This window comes from Streptomyces sp. NPDC058459 (genome assembly GCF_042721685.1).
GTDB lineage: Bacteria > Actinomycetota > Actinomycetes > Streptomycetales > Streptomycetaceae > Streptomyces.
The window spans coordinates 19,878-40,264 of record NZ_JBHXLV010000040.1 but is presented as its reverse complement, the minus strand read 5'-3'; the positions used below and the strand labels follow the sequence as shown (position 1 = coordinate 40,264).

Here is a 20,387-nt window from a genome sequence, read left to right as displayed (position 1 = left end):
TGCTGGGCATCGTCGGCATCGTGATCGGCGTCGCGGGCGTGGCCTACGGCGTCCTCGCGGGCCGCCGCCGCACCGCCTGACCTTCCGCTGATCCGTGTGCGTCGGGGCCGTGCCCGCCCGGTACGGCCCCGGCGCACACGGGAGTTCTCGACCCCCCTGGGACATCTCTCCATGCTTTCTCCGCGCAAGAAGACCCTGGCCGCGGCGGCGCTGCTGACCGCCGCCGCCTTCACCCTGTTCGCGTGCGGCAGCGGTGACGACTCCGTGTCGCCCGTCTCCGTGCTCTCCGAGGAGTCCGGCTCCGACCGGGCGGCCACCGTCCTCGACCAGCCCTTCGCCAAGCCCGACCTGGTCCTCACCGACACCCGCGGCAAGAAGTACGACCTGCGGGCCGCGACCGAGGGCCACCCGACGCTCGTCTACTTCGGCTACACCCACTGCCCCGACGTGTGCCCCACGACGATGAGCAACATCGCCGTCGCCACGAAGGCGCTGCCCAAGGCCGAGCAGGACGACCTGCGCGTCGTCTTCGTCACCACCGACCCCGGCCGCGACACTCCCACCGAGCTGGGCACCTGGCTCAAGAGCATCGACCCGCGCTTCACCGGCCTGACCGGCGACTTCGCCACCATCCAGGCGAGCGCCCGCTCGCTCGGCATCTCCGTGGAGCCGACAGCCAAGGACAAGAACGGCAAGACCGTCTCCGTCCACGGCACCCAGGTCATCGCCTTCTCCCCCAAGACGAACGGCGGCTACGTCCTCTACGGCGAGGACGCCACCGTCGACGACTGGACCAAGGACCTGCCCAAGCTCGTACGGGGAGCGAAGCCGTGAGGCGGGCCGTGCTGCCCGTCACCGCCCTCGCCGCCGCCCTGGCCCTCGCGGGCTGCGGCTCCGGCCAGGGGTCCGGCGAGCCCGACCTGTCCGTGAGCGCCACCTACATGCCCCAGCCGGTCGCCGCCGACATGGCCGCCGGCTTCCTCACCGTCACCAACGAGGGCGGCGAGCAGGACGAGCTGACCTCGGTCAGCAGCGACATCGGCAAGGTGACCATGCACAGCACCAGCGGCGGAACCATGGCCGAGCGGACCTCGTTCGCGGTGCCCGCGCACGGCCGGCTCGTCTTCCGGAGCGGCGGCAACCACCTGATGTTCGAGCAGCTCCGGCAGAAACCGCACCAGGGCCAGACCGTCACGCTGAAACTGGGTTTCGCCCGGTCCGGTCCGCTCACCGTCGAGATGCCGGTGCGGTCCGCCACGTACAACCCGTCGACCGGACACTGAGGGAGGGATCACCTTGACGCGGACCATCACCCCCCGGCTGCGCACCCTGGTACTGCTGCTCCTCGCCGTCGCAGGCGCGCTGTTCGCGGGCGCCTCGCCCGCCTCCGCGCACGCCGCGCTGACCGGCAGCGACCCCGCGCAGGGGGTGGTGGTCGACCGGGCGCCCACGCAGATATCGGTCACCTTCTCCGAGCAGGTGGCGATGGGCGACGGCGCCCTGCGCGTCCTCGACCCCAAGGGCAAGCCGGTCCAGTCGGGCAAGCCGGCGAACGTCAGCGGCACCACGTACGCGGTCCGGCTGCACGCGGGGCTCGCGGACGGCACCTACACGGTCGCCTACCAGGTCGTCTCCGCCGACAGCCATCCCGTCGCCGGGGCCTACACCTTCTCCATCGGCGCCCCCTCGGCCACCGTCGTCACCGGCACCGGGGGCGCGGGCGGCGGGGTCGTGGGCGGGCTGTACTCGCTGGGCCGGTACCTCTCCTACGCGGGCTTCATCGTGCTGACCGGCGGCGCCGCCTTCGTACTGGCCTGCTGGCGGCAGGGCGCGGGGGTACGGGCGCTGCAGCGGCTGGTGGTCGGGGGCTGGCTGACGCTCACCGCGGCCACGCTGGGGCTGCTGCTGCTCCGGGGCTCGTACACCTCGTCCGGCAAGCTCGGGGACGTCTTCGACCTCGATCTGCTCGGCCAGGTGCTCCAGACCAAGACCGGCGCCGCGCTGGTATCCCGGCTGCTGCTGCTCGCCGCCGCCGCGCTGTTCGTGGCGGTGCTCTTCGGGGCGTACGCGCGGCGGGAAGAAGAGGAAGGGGGCGCCGACGAGGGTGTGGCGGCCGAGCGGCGTGATCTCGGCTTCGGGCTCGCCATCGGCGGGATCGTCGTGGCGGCCGGGCTCGCGGCGAGCTGGGCGCTGGCCGAGCACGCGTCCACCGGGCTGCAGCCGGGCATAGCCATGCCCGTCGACATCGTCCACCTGCTCGCCGTCGCCGGATGGTTCGGCGGGCTGACCGCACTGCTCGTCGCCCTGTACCGGGCGCCCGCCGGCACCCCGCTCGGGGCCGACGCCGTCCACCGCTTCTCCCGGCTCGCCTTCGGCTCCGTCCTCGCGCTGGTCGCCACCGGCGTGTACCAGTCCTGGCGCCAGCTGGGCTCCTGGTCCGCCTTCACCGACACCCGCTACGGGCAGTTGCTGCTGGTCAAGCTGGGCCTCGTCGCCGTCATGGTGGGGCTGGCGTGGATCTCCCGGCGGTGGACGGGGCGGCTGGCGGAGCCGCAGCAGGAAGAGGGGGCGGTGGCGGCAACCCCCGCCGCCGTGCCGGCCGTCACTGCCGGCGCGGGTGGCGGGGAGCATGTGGAGAAGGGCGCGGCTTCCACACCGGCCCCCGAGCCGACGGGCACCGAGCGACCCGGGACGCGGGACGAAGCGCCCGTGCCGGCCACGGCTGCCACCGCCGGGGCTTCTGAGGCGGAGGCTCCCGCGGAAACCGCGGCGCCGGCCGACGCGGCTCGGGCCGCCCAGCTCACCCGGCAGCGGGACGCGATCGACACCGCGCGGCGCAAGCGGCTGCGCGACGCCGACCCGAATCGCTCCGGGCTGCGCCGGTCGGTGCTCGCGGAGGCGGGTGTCGCCGTGGTGCTGCTCGCCGTGACCACCGCGCTCACCCAGACCGAGCCGGGCCGCACCGAGCAGGAGGCCAGGGCGGCCACCGCACCTGCCGCCAGCTCTCCGGCCGACACCTCCGGCGCTCTCACCCTCGACATACCCTTCGACACCGGCGGCGAGAAGGGCCTGGTCCGGTTCGACCTCGACCCCGCCCGTGTCGGCGCCAACGAGATGCACGTCTACGTCCAGCGGCCCGACGGCCGCCCCTACGACGTCCCCGAGGTGAAGGTCGCCCTCACCCTGAAGGCGAAGAAGATCGGGCCGCTCCCCGTGGCCCCGGAACACATCACCACCGGCCACTGGGCGGCGAGCGGTGTCCAGGTCCCCCTCGCGGGCGACTGGGAGGTCGCCGTCACCGTACGGACCTCCGACATCGACCAGGTGACCGTCTCCAAGAACGCGCAGATCGGCTGAACCGCACCATGCCCGACCCGTCCGTCCCCCAGAACCGCACACCCGAGCAGCACCCGGGTGTCTCCCGGCGCACCCTGCTCGGCACCGCCGGGGCCACCGGCCTTGTACTCGGCGCGGCGGGCGGCGCGCTGGGGTATGCCGCCGCGCCCGCCCCGGCCACGCCGCTCACCTCGATCGGCTCGGACCGCGCGATGTTTCACGGGAAACATCAGCCCGGTATCACCGACCCGCTCCAGGCCCACGGCCTTCTCGTAGCCTTCGATCTGAAGCCGGGCGCGGGCCGCAGGGAGGCGGCGGCCCTGCTGCGCCGCTGGTCGGCGGCGACCGAGCGGCTGATGGCGGGCGAGCCGGCGCCGCACGACGACACCGACGTGGCCCGCGACGCCGGCCCCTCCTCGCTGACGGTCACCTTCGGCTTCGGGCACAGCTTCTTCGCCCGCACCGGGCTGGAGAAGCAGCGGCCGGCCGCGCTGGACCCGCTGCCCGACTTCTCCGCCGACCGTCTGGACAAGAAGCGCGGCGAAGGCGACCTCTGGGTACAGACAGGCGCCAATGACGCGCTGGTCGCCTTCCACGCCCTGCGCACGCTCCAGAAGGAGGCGGGCGACACGGCCCGCGTCCGCTGGCAGATGAAGGGCTTCAACCGCTCCCCGGGCACCACCGCCCAGCCCATGACCACGCGCAACCTGATGGGTCAGATCGACGGCACCCGCAACCCCAAGCCCACCGAGCCCGACTTCGACCGGCGGATCTTCGTACCCGCCTCGGGCGAGCCCGCCTGGATGGCGAACGGCTCCTACGCCGTGGTCCGCCGCGTCCGGATGCTCCTGGACGACTGGGAGAAGCTGGCGCGCCCGGCGCAGGAGGCGGTGATCGGCCGCCGCAAGTCGGACGGCGGCCCGCTGTCCGGCGGCGACGAGACCACCGCGATGGACCTGGAGAAGGCGGACGCCGGGGGCGAGTACGTCGTCCCGCTCAACGCGCACGCCCGGATCACCCGGCCCGACCAGAACGGCGGGGCGGCGATGCTGCGCCGCCCGTTCTCCTTCCACGACGGCTTCGACCCGGACGGCACCCCCGACGCCGGGCTGCTGTTCATCTGCTGGCAGGCCGACCCGCTGCGCGGCTTCGTGCCGGTGCAGCGCAAGCTCGACCGGGGCGACGCGCTCTCGCGGTATCTGCGGCACGAGGCCAGCGGGCTCTTCGCAGTGCCGGGCGGCGCGGCGCGGGGTGAGTACGTGGGGCAGCGGCTGCTGGAGACCTGACTACGCACCGCGGGCACCCTCTTCGCAGGCATCCGGGGTTGAAACCACCCGGAAGAGTGGCTGTGATGAGACGGTCGGGACGGGTCGCCGCAGGGCCATTAGGGTGAGGACATGCCAGCGAGCTACGCGTACCTCGGTCCCGAAGGCACTTTCACCGAAGTCGCCCTCCGCACTCTCCCGGAGGCCGCCACCCGCCAGCTGATCCCGTACGTCTCGGTGCAGTCCGCGCTGGACGCGGTGCGCACCGGCGAGGCGGAGGCCGCGTTCGTGCCGATCGAGAACTCGGTAGAGGGCGGGATCACCACCACCCTGGACGAGCTGGTCGCCGGCGAACCGCTCACCATCTACCGCGAGGTGCTGCTTTCGATCACCTTCGCGCTGCTGGTCAGGCCAGGTACGAAGGTCACCGACATCAAGACGGTCACCGCGCATCCCGCCGCCCAGCCGCAGGTCCGCAACTGGCTGCGCGCCCATCTCCCGGACGCCCTGTGGGAGTCCGCCGCCTCGAACGCGGACGGCGCCCGGCTGGTCCAGGAGGGCCGGTACGACGCCGCCTTCGCGGGCGAGTTCGCGGCGGCGCGGTACGGCCTGGTCCCGCTGGAGACCGGTATCCACGACGCGGAGAACGCGCAGACCCGCTTCGTGCTGGTGGGCAGGCCCGCCCGGCCCGCCGCGCCGACCGGCGCCGACAAGACCTCGGTGGTGTTGTGGCAGCGGGACGACCACCCCGGCGCCCTGCGTGATCTGCTGGGCGAGTTCGCCACCCGGGGCATCAACCTGATGCTGCTCCAGTCCCGCCCGACCGGCCAGGGCATCGGCAACTACTGCTTCTGCGTGGACGCCGAGGGGCACATCTCCGACCGGCGGATGGCGGAGGCGCTGACGGGGCTGAAGCGGATCTGTCTCCAGGTGCGATTCCTGGGTTCCTATCCGCGCGCCGACATCGCGCCGGGCGGGGCACGGCCGATGCTTCCAGGTACATCGGACCAGGAGTTCCTGGCAGCCTCCGACTGGGTGACCCGCTGCCAGGACGGCCGCTTCTAGCCCGCTCCGTTATCCACAGAAGTTATCCACAGGTACGCTTCTCGACCTGGGGACAAGTCGACAACAAGGGCCGTCCGGTCGACAAATCACCCTTCTGCCCATAGGGGCGTTCGGCCCATCCCGGTTCACTCTTCGTCCACCTGTTTCCATCGATTCAGCTTTTGGGACCACCCCTTTCCACCCGAAAGTGGCTACGCGGGGAGTTTGAACCGTGCATTCTTCGGAATGACAGGGCATTCGGAATGATCAATTCCGAAATCCACAGTCACTTCACACAGCCTGTGGATAACTTGCCCCGGGGTGTGGATCTCTGTGGACGACGACGGGTCCGACAGCCCCGCCAAGTACCCGCCGACGCAAGGGAGTCCGGCCCTGCCGGGCCGCCCGGGGCATATGGGTCCCGGCCCGTCCGCGCGCACCGGTAGCCTTGGGCCTGTGATTGACCTTCGCCTGCTTCGTGAGGACCCTGACCGTGCGCGCGCCTCCCAGCGTGCTCGTGGAGAGGACGTCGCGCTCGTCGACTCCCTCCTGTCCGCCGACGAGCGGCGCAGGTCATCGGGTGTCCGTTTCGACGAGCTGCGCGCCGAGCAGAAGCAGCTCGGCAAGCTGATCCCCAAGGCCACCCCCGAGGAGCGGGCCGAGCTGCTCAGCCGTGCCGAGCAGCTCAAGGCCGACGTGAAGGCGGCCGACGCCGAGCGCGACGAGGCCGACGCGGAGACCCAGCGCCTGCTGCTCGGGCTCGGCAACCTCGTCCACCCCGCCGTGCCGGTCGGTGGCGAGGAGGACTTCGTCACCCTGGAGACGCACGGCGAGATCCGCGACTTCGACGCCGAGGGCTTCGCGCCCAAGGACCACCTGGAACTCGGCCACATCCTCGGCGCGATCGACACCGAGCGCGGCGCCAAGGTCTCCGGCTCCCGCTTCTACTTCCTCACCGGCGTCGGCGCCCTGCTGGAGCTGGCCCTGGTCAACGCGGCCATCGCACAGGCCACCGCGGCCGGCTTCACCCCGATGCTGACCCCGGCGCTGGTCCGCCCCCAGTCCATGGCGGGCACCGGCTTCCTCGGCCAGGCCGCGCAGGACGTGTACCACCTGGACAAGGACGACCTCTACCTGGTCGGCACCTCCGAGGTGGCGCTCGCCGCGTACCACATGGACGAGATCATCGACGCCGACCGGCTGCCGCTGCGCTATGCCGGCTTCTCTCCCTGCTTCCGCCGCGAGGCCGGTTCGCACGGCAAGGACACCCGGGGCATCTTCCGGGTCCACCAGTTCGACAAGGTGGAGATGTTCTCCTACGTCGCCCCTGAGGACTCCGAGGCCGAGCACCAGCGTCTGCTGGAGTGGGAGAAGCAGTGGCTGACCTCGCTGGAACTGCCGTTCCGCGTGATCGACGTGGCCACCGGTGACCTGGGCTCCTCCGCCGCCCGCAAGTTCGACTGCGAGGCGTGGGTCCCGACCCAGGGCAAGTACCGCGAGCTGACGTCCACCTCCGACTGCACCGAGTACCAGTCCCGCCGGCTCCAGATCCGGATGCGCGACGGCAAGCAGGTCCGCCCGCTGGCCACGCTCAACGGCACGCTGTGCGCCGTACCGCGCACCATCGTGGCGATCCTGGAGAACCACCAGCAGCCCGACGGCTCGGTCCGTGTCCCCGAGGTTCTGCGTCCCTACCTGGGCGGGCGGGAAGTCCTGGAGCCGGTCGCCAAGTGAGCAACGTCTTCCCCTACGGCCTGATCGCGACCGATCTGGACGGCACACTGCTGAGCGGCGACGAGGCCATCTCACCGCGCACCCGTGCGGCACTCGCCGCCGCCGCGGCGGCGGGCGCGGCGCACATCGTCGTCACCGGCCGCGCGGTCCCGTGGACCCGGCCCATCCTGGAGGACCTCGGCTACCAGGGCCTCGCCGTCTGCGGCCAGGGCGCCCAGGTCTACGACGCCGGACAGCACCGGCTGCTGACCTCGGTGACCCTGGACCGGCAGCTGGCGAGCGTGGCTCTGGCCAAGATCGAGGCCGAGGTGGGCCCGCTGTACCTGGCGGCGAGCCGGGACGGGCTGGACGGCGAGGTCATGGTGGGCCCCGGTTACGCGGTCCTCGGCCGGCTGCCGGCCAAAGCCTTCACGGACGCGGCCGACCTGTGGGAAGCCCCGCTGAACAAGATCTACATCCAGCATCCGACGCTGTCCACGGACGAGTTGGCGGACGCGGCCTCGCGCGCGGCGGGCGGTTTCGTCACCGTCGTCATGGCGGGCGAGGGCATCGTGGAGCTGCTGCCGCTCGGGCTGACCAAGGCCACGGGGCTTTCGCTGGCGGCCCGGCGGCTGAAGCTGAGGGCGGCCGACACGATCGCCTTCGGCGACATGCCGAACGACCTGCCGATGTTCGCCTGGGCCGCGCACGGCGTGGCCATGGGCAACGCCCACGAGGCGCTGAAGGCCGTGGCCGACGAGGTGACCGCGTCCAACGAGGAGGACGGCATCGCGCTGGTGCTGGAGCGACTGCTCGGCTGAGAGGCAGGGCACGGCGGAACCCTGCCCTGCCTCACGGCCGGTTCTCCGGGTGGGCGGCCCACGCGTGAGCGACATCGCGTGCTCGAAGCGGCCGCCCCGGACGGTCCCTGTGCGGGAGCGGGCTCGACGGCGGGTAATGGCCCCGGAGCCCGCCCGGGACCGTCCTGACGGAAGCCGGCCTGGCGACGGCCGGCTCCTCTCCCGGTACGGGGGGCGCGCCGGGCTTCGGGACCCGGCGTCAGCTCCCCCACTGTGCCCCAGCCCAAAGGCCCGGCGCCAGCGAATTAACCCTTGCGCCTGCGCCGGCGCGAGCGGCTGAAGAACCAGCCCGCGGGCGGTGCGTCGGCCCGCCACGGCTGGGGTTCGGGGCGCTCGGCCCGCCAGCGGGCGGCGAGCATCCGGGCACGGGCGGACGGCTCGGAGGTCTCGGCGGCCCGGACGAAGTCCTCGTCCAGTTCAGCGCCCTCCCAGGGATCTGGCACCGTCTCCCCCGTCGGCTGTTCCCGTGCCATGGCGTCCTCCTCGCCGCGCGTCCCGCTTTCGTCAGTGTGCCCGGACGGGGATGAGGTCCCCGTCAGGGCGTCTCCTACTCCTCGCCCGCCAGGGTCAGCGCCCGCAGCCGCTGGCCCGCGTACCAGGTGGCCGCCACGGTGACCACGATCAGCAGGGCGGTGGCCGTCGGGAGGCCGACGTCGGAGGTGATCAGGTCGGTGCCGACCATCTTGTGCGCGACCGCGAGGGACCACTGCTGGACGCTCAGGGTGCGGGCGCCGGAGACCAGGGAGCCGAACAGGGCCTCCCAGACCAGGGCGTAGACGAGCCCGAAGACCACCGCGTGCCGCGAGACCGTGCCGAGCAGCAGGAACATCGCGGAGTAGGCGATGGAGGCGACGAGCGCGGCGACCGTGTAGGCGACGGCGACCTGCTGGCCGTTGCCGTTGAGGATCAGGCCCGCGATCAGGGTGGGCAGCGCGGAGAACACCATGGTCACCGCGACGGCGACGATCAGCTTGGTGAAGATGATCGTCGGCCGCTTCAGCGGCTTGGACAGCAGATAGACCACGGAGCCGTCGTCGATCTCCGGGCCGATCGCGCCCGTGCCCGCGATGACGCCGATGATCGGCACCATGGTGGCGAGCGCGAACCCGCCGAGCACGTCGGCGGCGACCTGGTCGTCGGCGCCGGTCAGCAGGCGTACCGCCACCGAGATCACGATGAGCAGCAGGGGCAGCGCGCCGAGCACGAGGGCCCGGCGGCGGCCGAGCAGGGCCCGGTAGGTGAGCCGGGCGACTGTGGGGTCGTACATCTTCGGCCTCCTACGCCGCGACGAGATACGAGAAGACGGACTCCAGGGACTCGTCCGAGGGCGAGACCGTGAGGAGCCGGATGCCGTGGTCACTGGCGACCTTGGGCAGCAGCGTGGTGAAGCGGCCGAAGTCGACGGCCTGGACGATCAGCCCGCCCTCGACTGCGTCGACCTCGATGCCCGCGGTCGACGGGTCGGCGATCAGGGCGGCCGCGAGGGCGCGGTCGTCGCTGGAACGGACCACGTAACGGTGGGGGCGGTCGGTCATCAGGCGGCGGATCTTGCGGAAGTCGCCGCTGGCCGCGTGCCGTCCGGCGACGACGACCTCGATGTGCCGGGCGAGCTGCTCGACCTCCTCCAGGATGTGCGAGGAGAACAGCACGGTGCGCCCCTCGTCGCCCATGGTGCGCAGCAGCTCCATCAGCTGCAGCCGCTGGCGCGGGTCCATGCCGTTGAAGGGCTCGTCGAGCAGCAGCAGCGAGGGGTCGTGGACGAGCGCGGACGCCATCTTCACGCGCTGGCGCATGCCCTTGGAGTAGGTGGAGATCTTCCGGTCCTGGGCGTGCTCCATCTCGACGGTGGCGAGCGCGCGCTGGGCGGCCTCGGCGCCGAGGCCGTGCAGCTCGGCGTTGGCGAGGACGAACTCCTGGCCGGTGAGGAAGTCGTACATCGCCTCCCGCTCGGGGACGATGCCGATGTGCTTGTACACCGACTCGTTGCGCCACACCTGCTGTCCGTCGAGGGTGACGGTGCCGGTGGAGGGGGCGAGGAAGCCGCCCATCATGTTGATGAGGGTGGACTTGCCGGCACCGTTGGGGCCGAGGAGGCCGGTGACACCGGGGCCGATGGTCATGGTGATGTCGTTGACGGCGACCACGTTGCCGAACCAGCGGGAGACGTGGTCGATCTGGAGCGTTGTCACAGGCCCACCTTCTTGTAGCGGCGCAGCAGCAGGCCGTAGCACGCGGCGATCAGGCCGAGGACGACGATCAGGTAGACGAAGCCCTGGCCGGTCGTCGGGCCGACGCCGCTGGGGAACGACGAGGTGCCGCCGAGCAGCGCGGACTGGACGCCGTCGATCAGGGTGACCGGGGAGAACAGGCCGATCCACGGCGTCGCGCCGCTGTTGCCCTGGGAGTCGGCGATGGCCTGGAGGGTGGAGACGGCGCCGTAGGAGATGGTCATGACGGCGATGACGGCGGCGATGCCGAAGCCGCGGCGCGGGGTGATGGCGGCGATGACCAGGCCGATCCCGGCGAACAGCAGGGAGAGCAGGATCACCGAGACCAGCCCCTGGCCGAACTGCTCGCTCTGGCGGGCCACACCCATCTTGGCGAGCAGCGCGCCCACGTAGAGCACGACCAGCGGGCCGCCGGTGAGGATGAACAGGGCCGAGGCGAGCGCCGCGAACTTGGCGAGCACGTAGTCGGCGGTCTCGATGGGCCGCGAGAAGTACAGCGGCACCGTCTTGAAGCGCAGGTCGCGGGAGACGGACTGCGGTGCCTGGGAGGCGACGAACAGGCTGATCACGGCCTGCATGATGATCGCGTACCGGCTGTAGGGGACCGGCAGTTCGTGCGCTTTGGTGGTCACCGCGACGGCGACCATGATGGCGGCCGGCACGCAGATCACCGCGAACAGCAGCATCGGCAGCACCTTGGACTTGGCCGACCGGCCGAGGCCGTAGGCGCCGCGCAGGGACTGCGAGTACAGCGAGAGGCGGGCGTAGGCGCGGCCGAGCCGGGGGCCGTCGTAGCCCCGGTAGCCGATGTCGTGGATGCGGGACTGGGCGCCCGGGGGCGCGGGTGCCGTGGGGACGGGCTGGTCAACCGCCATGGCCGACTGCCTCCTTCCGCTGCTCGTCACGGGTGAACACTTCGGAGATGTGGTGGCGGCGCTGTTCCATCCGGACCAGGCCGAGGCCGAGCCCGGCGACGGTGTCGCGCACCAGGTCGTACGTCTCGTCGCCCTCGGCGGTGAGCAGCAGGATGTGGCCGGCGCCGGGCAGTCCGCCGCCGTCGTCGTGGGTGTCGATCCCGCGCGCGTGCAGCGCCTCCCGCAGGGCGCGGGTGCCGTCGGGGTGGGTGTCGCTGTCGGTGACCTCGACGGCCAGCGTCGTGGTGTTCTGGGTGAAGTCGGTGGTGGAGCTGGACCGCAGCAGCTTGCCGCCGTCGACGACCACCACGTGGTCGCAGGTGCGCTCCAGTTCGCCCAGCAGGTGGGAGGTGACCAGGACCGAGATGCCGAAGTCGGTGTGGACCCGCCGGATCAGGCCGAGCATCTCGTCCCGGCCGACCGGGTCAAGGCCGTTGGTCGGCTCGTCCAGGAAGACCAGCCGGGGGTCGTGCACCAGTGCCTGGGCCAGCTTGACCCGCTGTTTCATGCCGGTCGAGTAGCCGCCGATGGGGCGGTAGCGCTCCTCGTACAGCCCGACGTGGCGCAGGGTGTCGGCGGTGCGCTCGCGGGCGGCGGCGGGCGGCAGGCCGGACATGCGCGCCATGTGCACGACGAACTCGGTGGCCGAGACGTCGGGCGGCAGGCAGTCGTGCTCCGGCATGTAGCCGACCTGCTCGCGGATGGCGGCGCCTTCGGTGGCCACGTCCAGGCCGAGCACGGCGGCACGGCCCTCGGTGGCGGGGGACAGACCCAGCAGGATCTTGATCAGGGTGGACTTGCCGGCGCCGTTGGCACCGACGAGTCCCGTCACACCGGGTCCGATGTCCACGGACAGCCGGTCGAGCGCGGTCACCCGTGGGAACCGCTTGCTCAGGCTCTCGGTCACGATCACAGTCACGTCCCCGACGTTAGTGACGTGGGGCGCCCGGGTCGTCAGACCACAGAGCCGTATCGGGGTCCGTCTCGGGTAGTACGGGACCCTAAGGGGTCATGACCCCAGGGGCAGGGACACGCCCGGCGAAGGGGTCGTCCCCTGGGGGATCCCCGCTATTGACGCCTCCTCTAACAACTGCCACATTCGCTGGACGGAGTCGGGCGGACGCGGGCGGAGGACAAGTGACGCTGAGGGACGCGCGTGAGCGGCGGGTGCGCACTGGCGGGATCGAGCTGTGCGTGGCCGAACTGGGCGATCCGGAGCACCCCACCGTGGTGCTGGTGCACGGTTACCCGGACAGCAAGGAGGTCTGGTCCGAGGTGGCGGCCCGCCTGGCGGACGGCTTCCACGTGGTCCTCTACGACGTGCGGGGCCACGGCCGCTCGACCGCGCCGAAGCCGCTGCGCGGCGGTTTCACCCTGGCCAGGCTGACGGACGACTTCCTCGCGGTGATCGACGCGGTGAGCCCGGACCGGCCGGTGCACCTGGTCGGGCACGACTGGGGCTCGGTGCAGTCCTGGGAGTTCGCCACGGTCGCGCGGACCCGGGGCCGCATCGCCTCGTTCACCTCGATCTCGGGCCCGTCGCTGGACCACTTCGGCCACTGGATCGAGGCCCGCGTGAAGCGCCCGACCCCGCGCCGGGTCGGTCAGCTCCTGGGCCAGGGAGCCAAGTCCTGGTACGTGTACCTGCTGCACACGCCGGTGCTGCCGGAACTGGCCTGGCGCGGACCGCTCGGCAAGCGGTGGCCGAAGCTGCTGGAGCGGACCGAGAAGGTCCCGGCCGGCGACTACCCGACGGCGTCCCTGCCCTCGGACGCGGCCCACGGTGCCTGGCTGTACCGGGACAACGTCCGCCCCCGGCTGCGCCACCCCCGCCCGGACGCCGTCGCGCACGTGCCGGTGCAGCTCATCACCCCGCAGGACGACGCGTTCCTCTCCGAGCGGCTCTACGACGACCTGGACCGGTGGGCGCCGAGCCTCACCCGGCGCACGCTCCCGGCCAAGCACTGGGTACCACGCACCCGGCCCGATCAACTGGCGCGCTGGATCGCTGAGTTCGTGACTTCCGTGGAGCAGGGTGAGCCATCGAGGGGCGGCGGTCGCCATGCCGACCGTTTCGGCGGCCAGTTGGCGCTGGTCACGGGTGCGGGCAGCGGCATCGGGCGCGCGACGGCACTGGCTCTCGCGGAGGCGGGGGCACGTGTGGTGGCGGTCGACCGGGACGCCGGGACGGCCGCCCGTACCGCCGAACTGGCGCTGGCGGCGGGCGCGTCGGGTGCCTGGCCGGAGACGGTGGACGTCTCCGACGAACAGGCCATGGAGAAACTCGCCGAGCGCGTGCACCGCGAGTACGGCGTGGTGGACGTGCTGGTCAACAACGCGGGCATCGGCATGTCCGGCTCCTTCTTCACCACGACCCCGGACGACTGGCGCAAGGTGCTGGACGTCAACCTGTGGGGAGTGATCCACGGTTGCCGGCTCTTCGGGGGCCGCATGGCGGAGCGTGGGCAGGGCGGCCACATCGTCAACATCGCTTCCGCGGCGGCCTTCCAGCCCTCGCGGGCGCTTCCGGCGTACAGCACATCGAAGGCGGCGGTGCTGATGCTGTCGGAGTGCCTGCGCGCCGAACTGGCTTCCGTGGACATCGGAGTCACAGCCATCTGCCCGGGGATCGTCAACACCGGCATCACGTCGACGGCGCGCTTCACGGGGGTGGACGAGGCCGAGGCGCGGCGGCGTCAGGAGCGGGCGTCCCTGCTTTACGGGAAGCGCAACTACCCCCCGGAGAAGGTCGCCAGGGCGATTCTGGACGCGGTGGCGGAGAACCGGGCGGTGGTGCCGGTGACTCCGGAGGCGCGGGGGGTGTATCTGCTGGCGCGTTTTCTGCCGGGGGCGCTGCGCGGAGTGGCGCGGGTGGAGCCGAAGTTGTGAGCCGGGGGGTCGGTCGAGGGCGCCCCATTTGCCGTGAAGCGCCTGGAAGTTGATCAACCTGCTTGAAACGGGCACCGGTTGTCCACAGGATCGCCAAAAAGGCTGTGGATAACGGGCGTTGGCTGTGGACCAAACCTACCCGCTTGAATCATGTGCGTGATCCGCGTCTCTCCGGGAGCCTGGTGAGGGACGGTAAGCGGGCGGAAAACGCGGAGCGGCTCGACGAGAGGAAGATACCAAAAGCATCATATGAGAGAAACGGAAGAAATGGGTACATCGGAACTGATGGACGACAGACGCACCATGAAGGTGCCGGAGTTGTCGAGGTACCTCTCGAAGCACCTGCACCACCAGCCCGAGCGCATAGGACTCACCCTCGACCCGGCGGGCTGGGTGGAGATCGACACGCTGCTCGCCGCCGCAGCGGCCCACGGCTTCCCGGTCACGCGCGCCGATCTGGACCATGTGGTGGCCGTCAACGACAAGCAGCGCTTCGCCGTCGAGGGCGGCCGAATCCGCGCCAGTCAGGGCCACAGCGTCGAAGTGGCGCTCGGTCTGCCCCCGGCGACCCCGCCGCCGTTCCTGTACCACGGCACCGTCGCCCGCAGCCTGGACGCGATCCGCGCCGAGGGCCTGCGGCCCATGGACCGCCACGACGTCCATCTCTCGGCCGACCGGGAGACCGCTACCAGGGCGGGCGCCCGCCGCGGCCGGCCCGTCGTCCTCGCCGTGGACGCGGGCGCCATGTACCGCGACGGCCATGTCTTCCACGTCAGCGCGAACGGTGTCTGGCTGACCGCGGCCGTCCCGCCGCGCTACCTGCGGTTCTCCGAGCCGCGCTGAGGCCGCCGGCCGCTCAGCCGAGCTGGGCGACGGCCTCGGTGGCGATCTCCTCGAAGACGGCCTGGTCGGCCGCGAAGACCGAGTCGGGGATCGGCCAGTGGACCACCAGTTCGGTGATGCCCAGGGCGGCGTACCGGCCGGCGAAGTCCACGAACGCGCCGACGGACTCCAGCGGCCGGTTCCGGTCCGGAGTGAACCCGGTCAGCATGATCTTGTCCAGGCCGGTCACGTCCCGGCCGATCTCCGCGCAACACTCGGTGAGCCGCCCGAGCTGCCGCTCCACCGCCAGCACCGACTGCTCGGGCGTACCCGTCTCGAACAGCTTCGGGTCGCCCGTGGTCACCCACGCCTGCCCGTACCGCGCGGCCAGCCGCAGCCCGCGCGGACCAGTCGCCGCCACCGCGAACGGCAGCCTGGGCCGCTGCACGCAGCCCGGGATGTTTCGGGCCTCGTTCGCCGAGTAGTGGTCGCCTTCGTAGGACACCGCGTCCTCGGTCAGCAACTGGTCGAGCAGCGACACGAACTCCCCGAACCGGTCGGCACGCTCACCCGGCGACCACGCCTCCTGCCCGAGCACCGTCGCGTCGAACCCGGAGCCGCCCGCCCCGATGCCCAGGGTGACCCGGCCGCCGGAGATGTCGTCCAGGGAGATCAGCTCCTTGGCCAGGGTCACCGGGTGCCGGAAGTTCGGCGAGCCCAAGCCTTGCTCATACCATCGGTGCCATGCCCCGCCCCAAGCACCGAGAGCCAGCCATCACCCCAGGTGAACCGGCCGCCCTGTACTGCCGAATATCCCAGGCCGACGATGACGACCAGACCGGCGTCGACCGGCAGGAACGTATCTGCCGGGAGATCGCCGAACGCCGTGGCCTGGCCATCGACCCCGCCCACGTCTTCGTCGACAACAGCCGCTCCGCCTGGCGCCGCGACCGCAAGCGACCCGGCTGGGACCAGCTCCTCGAACACGCCCGGCGTCGCGAGTTCCGGCACATCATCGCGTACCACCCCGACCGGCTCATGCGGCAGCCGCGCGACCTGGAGGAACTGCTCCAGGTCTCCGACGAGCAGGAGATCGTGCTGCACGGCGAGGCGAACCGCCGGAACCTCTCCGACCCCGACGACCGCTTCATCCTCCGCATCGAGGTCGCCCACGCCTGCCGCTCCTCCGACGACACCTCCCGCCGCCTGAAGTCCGCACTCGCGGAGCGCGCCGAGACCGGCATGCCGCACTCGGGCAAGCGGCGGTTCGGGTACGAGCCCGACGGCATGACCGTCAGGGAGGACGAGGCCGAGATCGTCCGCGAGGTCTTCGACCGCTACCTCAAGGGCCAGAGCCCGGTCGGCATCGCCCTGGTCCTCCACAAGCGCGGCATCAAGACCGTGTACGGCAAGGAGTGGACCCAGGGCACCGTCCGGGCGCTGCTCGACTCCCGCCACGTCGCCGGCATCCGCATGCACCAGGGAGAAGAGGTCGGTGCTGGAAAGTGGCCCGCCATCATCGACGCCGGCACCTGGGCCGAGGTCCGCGCTCGCCGCGAGTACCGGTCCGCGATCCACCAGACCAACCTGGAACTACGCCGCTTCTACCTGCTGCGCGGCCTGGTCATGTGCAAGCGCTGCGGCACCCTCATGTCCGGCACCAAGGTCGGGGCGGTGCCCTCGTACCTGTGCACGCGCAAGAGCCGTAACGACGAGAAGAAGTGCGTCCGCCGCATCGCCGCCGTGAAGCTGGAGGAGTTCGTCACCGAGGCCGCGATCGACCTGCTCGGCCGCCTCACCGTCTCCGGCCGGCTCGCCTCCGCCACACCCACGAACGCCCTGACCGAGGCGGTGGATGCGGACCAGCGGCAGCTCGCCGAACTCAACCAGATGTGGACCGCCAAGGAGATCTCCACGGCGGAGTACCGGGTGATGCGCAAGGGCATCACCGACCGGATCGCCAAGGCCCAGAAGCGGATGGTCGTACGTCCGGTGAAGCTGCTCGACGGACTTACGGGTCCGAGGGCCAGGGCGACCTGGGAGGCCGACGAGATGACGGACGAGCGGCGCAACGCGGTGCTCCGCTTCCTCTTCTCCGGCGTGGTCATCGACGCGTCCGGCAAGCCGAGCGGAGTCTTCGACTGGGACCGCATCGACATCGAACAGAACCAGCTCTGAGGGCCGGGCCAGCTCGGGCGGGGCGTATTATCCACGAGATCGCCGGTTCACTCAACCGGCGATTCTCCGGAAACTGAGGGCGTCGCGTTCGGACGACCTGCCAGTCGGTCATGAGCGCGGCACGCGCGGCCCCAGGTGTTGGAGCACCTGGACGCAGCGCGATGCAAGCGACCGCCCGACGACCTCATGCGGTGCGGGGACTGCCATCCCCGCACCGGCCGCAAGGAGCTGCCCGTGCGCCCGCCGCCCCAGGCGACCCCAGCACCGACAACCGCCACCACGACCCGAACCGCACGACACGAGGAAGCCCGAGCCCAGGCCCTGCGGCGTGTCTGCGCCGGCTTCACCACGACGATCAGCCCTCACAGCGCGGCACGGCTGGTCGACCTGATGACCGCGTCGCGATACGAGAAGGCTGCCTGAGCAGCCACGCAGAAAAGCGGCCCCGGTGTTGGAGCACCAAGGCCGCTGCTACTCCCAAGACGACCGCCCAAAACGATCTACACGGTGCCGGGACCTGCCAGTCCGTATCGGCCCGAGACAAGGAAGCTCAGTGCCCCAGGGTACGACCCCGCAGTGGCAAGCACCATCCGCTCACTCCCGCACCGGCCCGCAGGACGCGATCGGCGTCACGGCCCCCCAGCCCCACGACACCGACGCCGAGGCCGCCGTGCTCGGGGCCTGCATGTTCCACAGCGCGGCCATCGACGAGGTCCGGCAGGCGCTGGAACCGGGCGACTTCTTCCGGCCCGCGCACACCACGATCTGGCACGCCTTGCTGGAGCTGCGCAGGCGGGAAGCGCCGACCGACGCGATCGCCCTGTCCCACCAGCTGAAGACCACCGGCGACCTCACGCGCGTGGGCGGCTCCCCATACCTGCATTCCCTTGCAGCCTCGGCGACCGTGGGTTCAAGTGCCACGTACTACGCGGACATCATCCGCAGCCACGCCGACCTGCGCGCCCTGCAGTCCACGGCGCTGCGCGTGCTCCAAGGCGCCACCGCGCCGGGAGCCGACCCGGCGGAGGTACGAAGCCTGCTGGCGGCATCGCTGAGCGAGGCCGCCGACCGAGCCCGCCACAGCTCGGGCGGGCGACTTCAGTGGTACGCCGTCGACGGCTGGTCCTTCGTCACCGACACCCCCACCACCACCGAACCCGTGTGGGGGACGCCGGGAAAAGCGGCCTGGGCATCAGGTGAAAGCCTGATGATCGTCGGGCCTCCCGGCGTCGGGAAGTCGACGGTCGCCCAGCAGATCGTCCTCGCCCGCCTCGGCCTGCTCGCCCAGGTCCTGGACATGCCCGTACGCGAGGGGGAGAAGGTCCTCTACATCGCAGCGGACCGGCCCAGCCAGCTCGCCCGCGCCTTCACCCGGGTCGTGCACCAGGCCGACCGGGACATCCTGGGTCGGCGCCTGGTCTTCTGGTCGGGACCACTGCCCGCCTCGCTCAACACCGAGCCTCAGCTCCTCGCCGAGCTGGCCGCCGAGCACGGGGCGGACACCGTGGTGATCGACAGCCTCAAGGACGTGGTCGGCAAGCTCACCGACGACGAGGCCGGCCTCGCGTACAACAACGCCCGCCAGCAGCTCCTGCGCGACGGCGTCGAGCTTCTCGAACTGCACCACCAGCGCAAGCAGGGCCCCGACGCCTCGCGCACCCAGCGCCCTGTCCTTGACCAGGTCTACGGTTCAGCCTGGTTCACCGCGGGCGCGGGAAGCGTTCTGTTCCTCAGCGGCGCGGCCGGGGACCCGGTGGTCCACCTCCATCACCTCAAGACCATCAACGACGAGATCGGCCCGCTACCGGTCATCCACGACCATCCCCGTGGTACGTCGCGCGTCGACACGAGCCTCGCCCCGCTGACCCTCCTGCGGCAGGCGGGCTCCAACGGCCTCACCGCCCGCCAGCTCGCCACGCAGATCACCGGCGAGGACAAGCCCGTCGCGGCGGACATCGCCAGGGCGCGACGTCGCCTGGAGAACCTCACCAAGAGCGGGCTCGCCGCCCAGGAGACCGGTGCCGGCGGCGGCACCGGGGGCGGCCAAGCAACCCGCTGGAAGGCCGTCACCCGCCACATGACCGCCGTTTCCTGACCGGCGGACCCGTACGCCGTGCCGTACGCGCCCCGACCCGCCGAGGGCGTGTACGCACCGCCTCCGCCGCGTACGAATCTCGGGAACCCGCAGATCAGACGCTTACGCGCCATCGAACGGCGCATTCACACCCTGGGCGCGTACGCGCTGCCCCCTCCTTGGAGAGGGGGCAGCGTAGACGCCCCCGCCCTCACAGCCCGTGGAGAAACCCCTTGCTCGTCACCGCATCCCCGGCCGACACCACCCCAGCGCTTGTCGCCACTGCGACAGGAGCGCGGGCATGACCAAGCAGCGCACCGAGCGCTACGCGCTCGCGGCGGCCGGAGGGGTCATCGTCGCCCTTACCATCGGCGCCTTCTGGCTCTCGTACGCGCACCTCGCCGAGGTCGCAGGGCAGCATGGGCTCGGCGGCTTCCCCGCGCGACGATGGACGTGGCCTGCCACCCTGGACGCCTTCATCATCGCGGGCGAGCTGCTCATGCTCCGTGCGGGTCTGCGCCAGGTGACCGACCGATGGGCCATCGCCATCACCACCATCGGGTCGGTCGGTTCCATCGCGCTCAACGTGGCGGGCGTGAGCGGAGCCGACGCTTCCCGCACTGCGCACTGGCTCGACTACGTCGTCGCCGCGGTTCCGCCAAGCGCCGCCCTCCTCGCCTTCGGCGTCCTGATGCGGCAGCTCCACCAGCTCGTCGCCGAGCCCGCCGACCGTCCGGCTCCTGTTTCCGATCGGGTCCCTGATCCGGTGGCCGGTAGTTCCGTTCAGCGACCGGAACCCCAACGAACAGTTCCGCAGAGCAAGGCACGCGGTGGTCGACCGCCCGGCGCCACTCTCGACGAACTGGTTGAGATAGGCCGCATCGCCGTCGCCGAGAAGAAGAGCCTCACACGGGCGATCGTCCAGCAGGCCATACGGGACAAGGGCCTTTCGGTCAGCGGCAAACGACTGACCGAAGTGATGAACACCCTTCGGCCCGAGTTCGACACCGAGGCCGGATCCATCCCGACCAGCAGCTAACGATCCTCGTGGCCGACCGGAACCC

General features: G+C 71.2%; 17 protein-coding genes and 1 pseudogene. 12 read left to right on the top strand and 6 right to left on the bottom strand.

The features are described 5' to 3' along the window. Positions 1 to 171: 171 nt before the first annotated feature. From ACFWN1_RS11015 to ACFWN1_RS10985, 7 genes are all read left to right on the top strand, one after another. Positions 172 to 834, top strand: coding sequence for an SCO family protein (locus ACFWN1_RS11015; protein WP_384359857.1), 663 nt, complete (start codon positions 172 to 174; stop codon positions 832 to 834). Continuing rightward, a complete protein-coding gene (locus ACFWN1_RS11010) occupies positions 831 to 1,283 on the top strand; it encodes a copper chaperone PCu(A)C (protein ID WP_384359855.1) in 453 nt (150 codons plus the stop codon). The genes ACFWN1_RS11015 and ACFWN1_RS11010 overlap by 4 nt, the downstream gene beginning before the upstream one ends. Before the next feature lie 13 nt (positions 1,284 to 1,296). After that, positions 1,297 to 3,357 (top strand): copper resistance CopC/CopD family protein, encoded by a 2,061-nt coding sequence (locus ACFWN1_RS11005; protein WP_384359853.1) that lies wholly within the window; start codon positions 1,297 to 1,299, stop codon positions 3,355 to 3,357. Between the two features lie 8 nt (positions 3,358 to 3,365). Beyond that, a complete protein-coding gene (gene efeB / locus ACFWN1_RS11000) occupies positions 3,366 to 4,622 on the top strand; it encodes an iron uptake transporter deferrochelatase/peroxidase subunit (protein ID WP_384359851.1) in 1,257 nt (418 codons plus the stop codon). 111 nt (positions 4,623 to 4,733) lie between these two features. Continuing rightward, entirely contained in the window at positions 4,734 to 5,666 is a 933-nt protein-coding gene (gene pheA, locus ACFWN1_RS10995) for a prephenate dehydratase (RefSeq protein WP_384359849.1), read from the top strand. Positions 5,667 to 6,101: 435 nt separating this feature from the next. Continuing rightward, entirely contained in the window at positions 6,102 to 7,379 is a 1,278-nt protein-coding gene (gene serS, locus ACFWN1_RS10990; RefSeq protein WP_384359847.1) for a serine--tRNA ligase, read from the top strand. Then, positions 7,376 to 8,179 carry an HAD family hydrolase gene (locus ACFWN1_RS10985; RefSeq protein WP_384359845.1) on the top strand — a complete coding sequence of 268 codons (804 nt, stop codon included), beginning with the start codon at positions 7,376 to 7,378 and terminating at the stop codon, positions 8,177 to 8,179. The genes serS and ACFWN1_RS10985 overlap by 4 nt, the downstream gene beginning before the upstream one ends. A 284-nt stretch (positions 8,180 to 8,463) precedes the next feature. On the opposite strand, the gene ACFWN1_RS10980 is transcribed toward ACFWN1_RS10985, so the two are convergent. The 5 genes from ACFWN1_RS10980 to ACFWN1_RS10960 all read right to left on the bottom strand — a co-directional run bounded on the left by ACFWN1_RS10980 (position 8,464) and on the right by ACFWN1_RS10960 (position 12,273). Beyond that, a complete protein-coding gene (locus tag ACFWN1_RS10980; RefSeq protein WP_384359843.1) occupies positions 8,464 to 8,691 on the bottom strand; it encodes a hypothetical protein in 228 nt (75 codons plus the stop codon). 74 nt (positions 8,692 to 8,765) lie between these two features. Beyond that, on the bottom strand, positions 8,766 to 9,485 hold the full coding sequence (locus ACFWN1_RS10975; protein ID WP_384359841.1) for an ABC transporter permease subunit: 720 nt from the start codon (positions 9,483 to 9,485) through the stop codon (positions 8,766 to 8,768). Between the two features lie 10 nt (positions 9,486 to 9,495). Next, on the bottom strand, positions 9,496 to 10,407 hold the full coding sequence (locus ACFWN1_RS10970; protein ID WP_384359839.1) for an ABC transporter ATP-binding protein: 912 nt from the start codon (positions 10,405 to 10,407) through the stop codon (positions 9,496 to 9,498). After that, positions 10,404 to 11,321 carry an ABC transporter permease subunit gene (locus ACFWN1_RS10965; protein ID WP_384359837.1) on the bottom strand — a complete coding sequence of 306 codons (918 nt, stop codon included), beginning with the start codon at positions 11,319 to 11,321 and terminating at the stop codon, positions 10,404 to 10,406. Before ACFWN1_RS10965 ends, ACFWN1_RS10970 begins: the two co-directional genes overlap by 4 nt. After that, positions 11,311 to 12,273, bottom strand: coding sequence for an ABC transporter ATP-binding protein (locus ACFWN1_RS10960; protein WP_384359859.1), 963 nt, complete (start codon positions 12,271 to 12,273; stop codon positions 11,311 to 11,313). The genes ACFWN1_RS10965 and ACFWN1_RS10960 overlap by 11 nt, the downstream gene beginning before the upstream one ends. 224 nt (positions 12,274 to 12,497) lie before the next feature. Here ACFWN1_RS10960 and ACFWN1_RS10955 point away from each other — a divergent pair, with 224 nt between their 5' ends. Beyond that, the gene (locus ACFWN1_RS10955) at positions 12,498 to 14,249 is read left to right on the top strand and encodes an SDR family oxidoreductase (protein WP_384359835.1); all 1,752 of its coding nucleotides are present in this window, start codon (positions 12,498 to 12,500) and stop codon (positions 14,247 to 14,249) included. Between the two features lie 285 nt (positions 14,250 to 14,534). Next, positions 14,535 to 15,092: an RNA 2'-phosphotransferase gene (locus ACFWN1_RS10950; RefSeq protein WP_384359833.1), complete on the top strand. Its 558-nt coding sequence runs from the start codon at positions 14,535 to 14,537 to the stop codon at positions 15,090 to 15,092. Positions 15,093 to 15,105: 13 nt separating this feature from the next. Here ACFWN1_RS10950 and ACFWN1_RS10945 read toward each other — a convergent pair. After that, positions 15,106 to 15,786 (bottom strand): annotated as a pseudogene (locus ACFWN1_RS10945) (LLM class flavin-dependent oxidoreductase); the annotation flags it as partial. Between the two features lie 29 nt (positions 15,787 to 15,815). Here ACFWN1_RS10945 and ACFWN1_RS10940 point away from each other — a divergent pair. From ACFWN1_RS10940 to ACFWN1_RS10930, 3 genes are all read left to right on the top strand, one after another. Beyond that, positions 15,816 to 17,249: a recombinase family protein gene (locus ACFWN1_RS10940; protein WP_384359831.1), complete on the top strand. Its 1,434-nt coding sequence runs from the start codon at positions 15,816 to 15,818 to the stop codon at positions 17,247 to 17,249. Between the two features lie 553 nt (positions 17,250 to 17,802). Beyond that, positions 17,803 to 19,344 (top strand): DnaB-like helicase N-terminal domain-containing protein, encoded by a 1,542-nt coding sequence (locus ACFWN1_RS10935; RefSeq protein ID WP_384359829.1) that lies wholly within the window; start codon positions 17,803 to 17,805, stop codon positions 19,342 to 19,344. A 280-nt stretch (positions 19,345 to 19,624) separates the two neighbouring features. Then, on the top strand, positions 19,625 to 20,362 hold the full coding sequence (locus ACFWN1_RS10930) for a DUF2637 domain-containing protein (protein WP_384359827.1): 738 nt from the start codon (positions 19,625 to 19,627) through the stop codon (positions 20,360 to 20,362). Positions 20,363 to 20,387 lie beyond the last annotated feature (25 nt).

Excerpts from the sequence above, each read along its gene's own strand:
- ACFWN1_RS11015 (WP_384359857.1), top strand. The coding sequence starts at position 172 with ATGCTTTCTCCGCGCAAGAAGACCCTGGCCGCGGCGGCGCTGCTGACC.
- efeB (WP_384359851.1), top strand. The coding sequence starts at position 3,366 with ATGCCCGACCCGTCCGTCCCCCAGAACCGCACACCCGAGCAGCACCCG.
- pheA (WP_384359849.1), top strand. The coding sequence starts at position 4,734 with ATGCCAGCGAGCTACGCGTACCTCGGTCCCGAAGGCACTTTCACCGAA.
- ACFWN1_RS10980 (WP_384359843.1), bottom strand. The coding sequence starts at position 8,691 with ATGGCACGGGAACAGCCGACGGGGGAGACGGTGCCAGATCCCTGGGAG.
- ACFWN1_RS10975 (WP_384359841.1), bottom strand. The coding sequence starts at position 9,485 with ATGTACGACCCCACAGTCGCCCGGCTCACCTACCGGGCCCTGCTCGGC.
- ACFWN1_RS10965 (WP_384359837.1), bottom strand. The coding sequence starts at position 11,321 with ATGGCGGTTGACCAGCCCGTCCCCACGGCACCCGCGCCCCCGGGCGCC.
- ACFWN1_RS10950 (WP_384359833.1), top strand. The coding sequence starts at position 14,535 with ATGGACGACAGACGCACCATGAAGGTGCCGGAGTTGTCGAGGTACCTC.
- ACFWN1_RS10940 (WP_384359831.1), top strand. The coding sequence starts at position 15,816 with ATGCCCCGCCCCAAGCACCGAGAGCCAGCCATCACCCCAGGTGAACCG.
- ACFWN1_RS10930 (WP_384359827.1), top strand. The coding sequence starts at position 19,625 with ATGACCAAGCAGCGCACCGAGCGCTACGCGCTCGCGGCGGCCGGAGGG.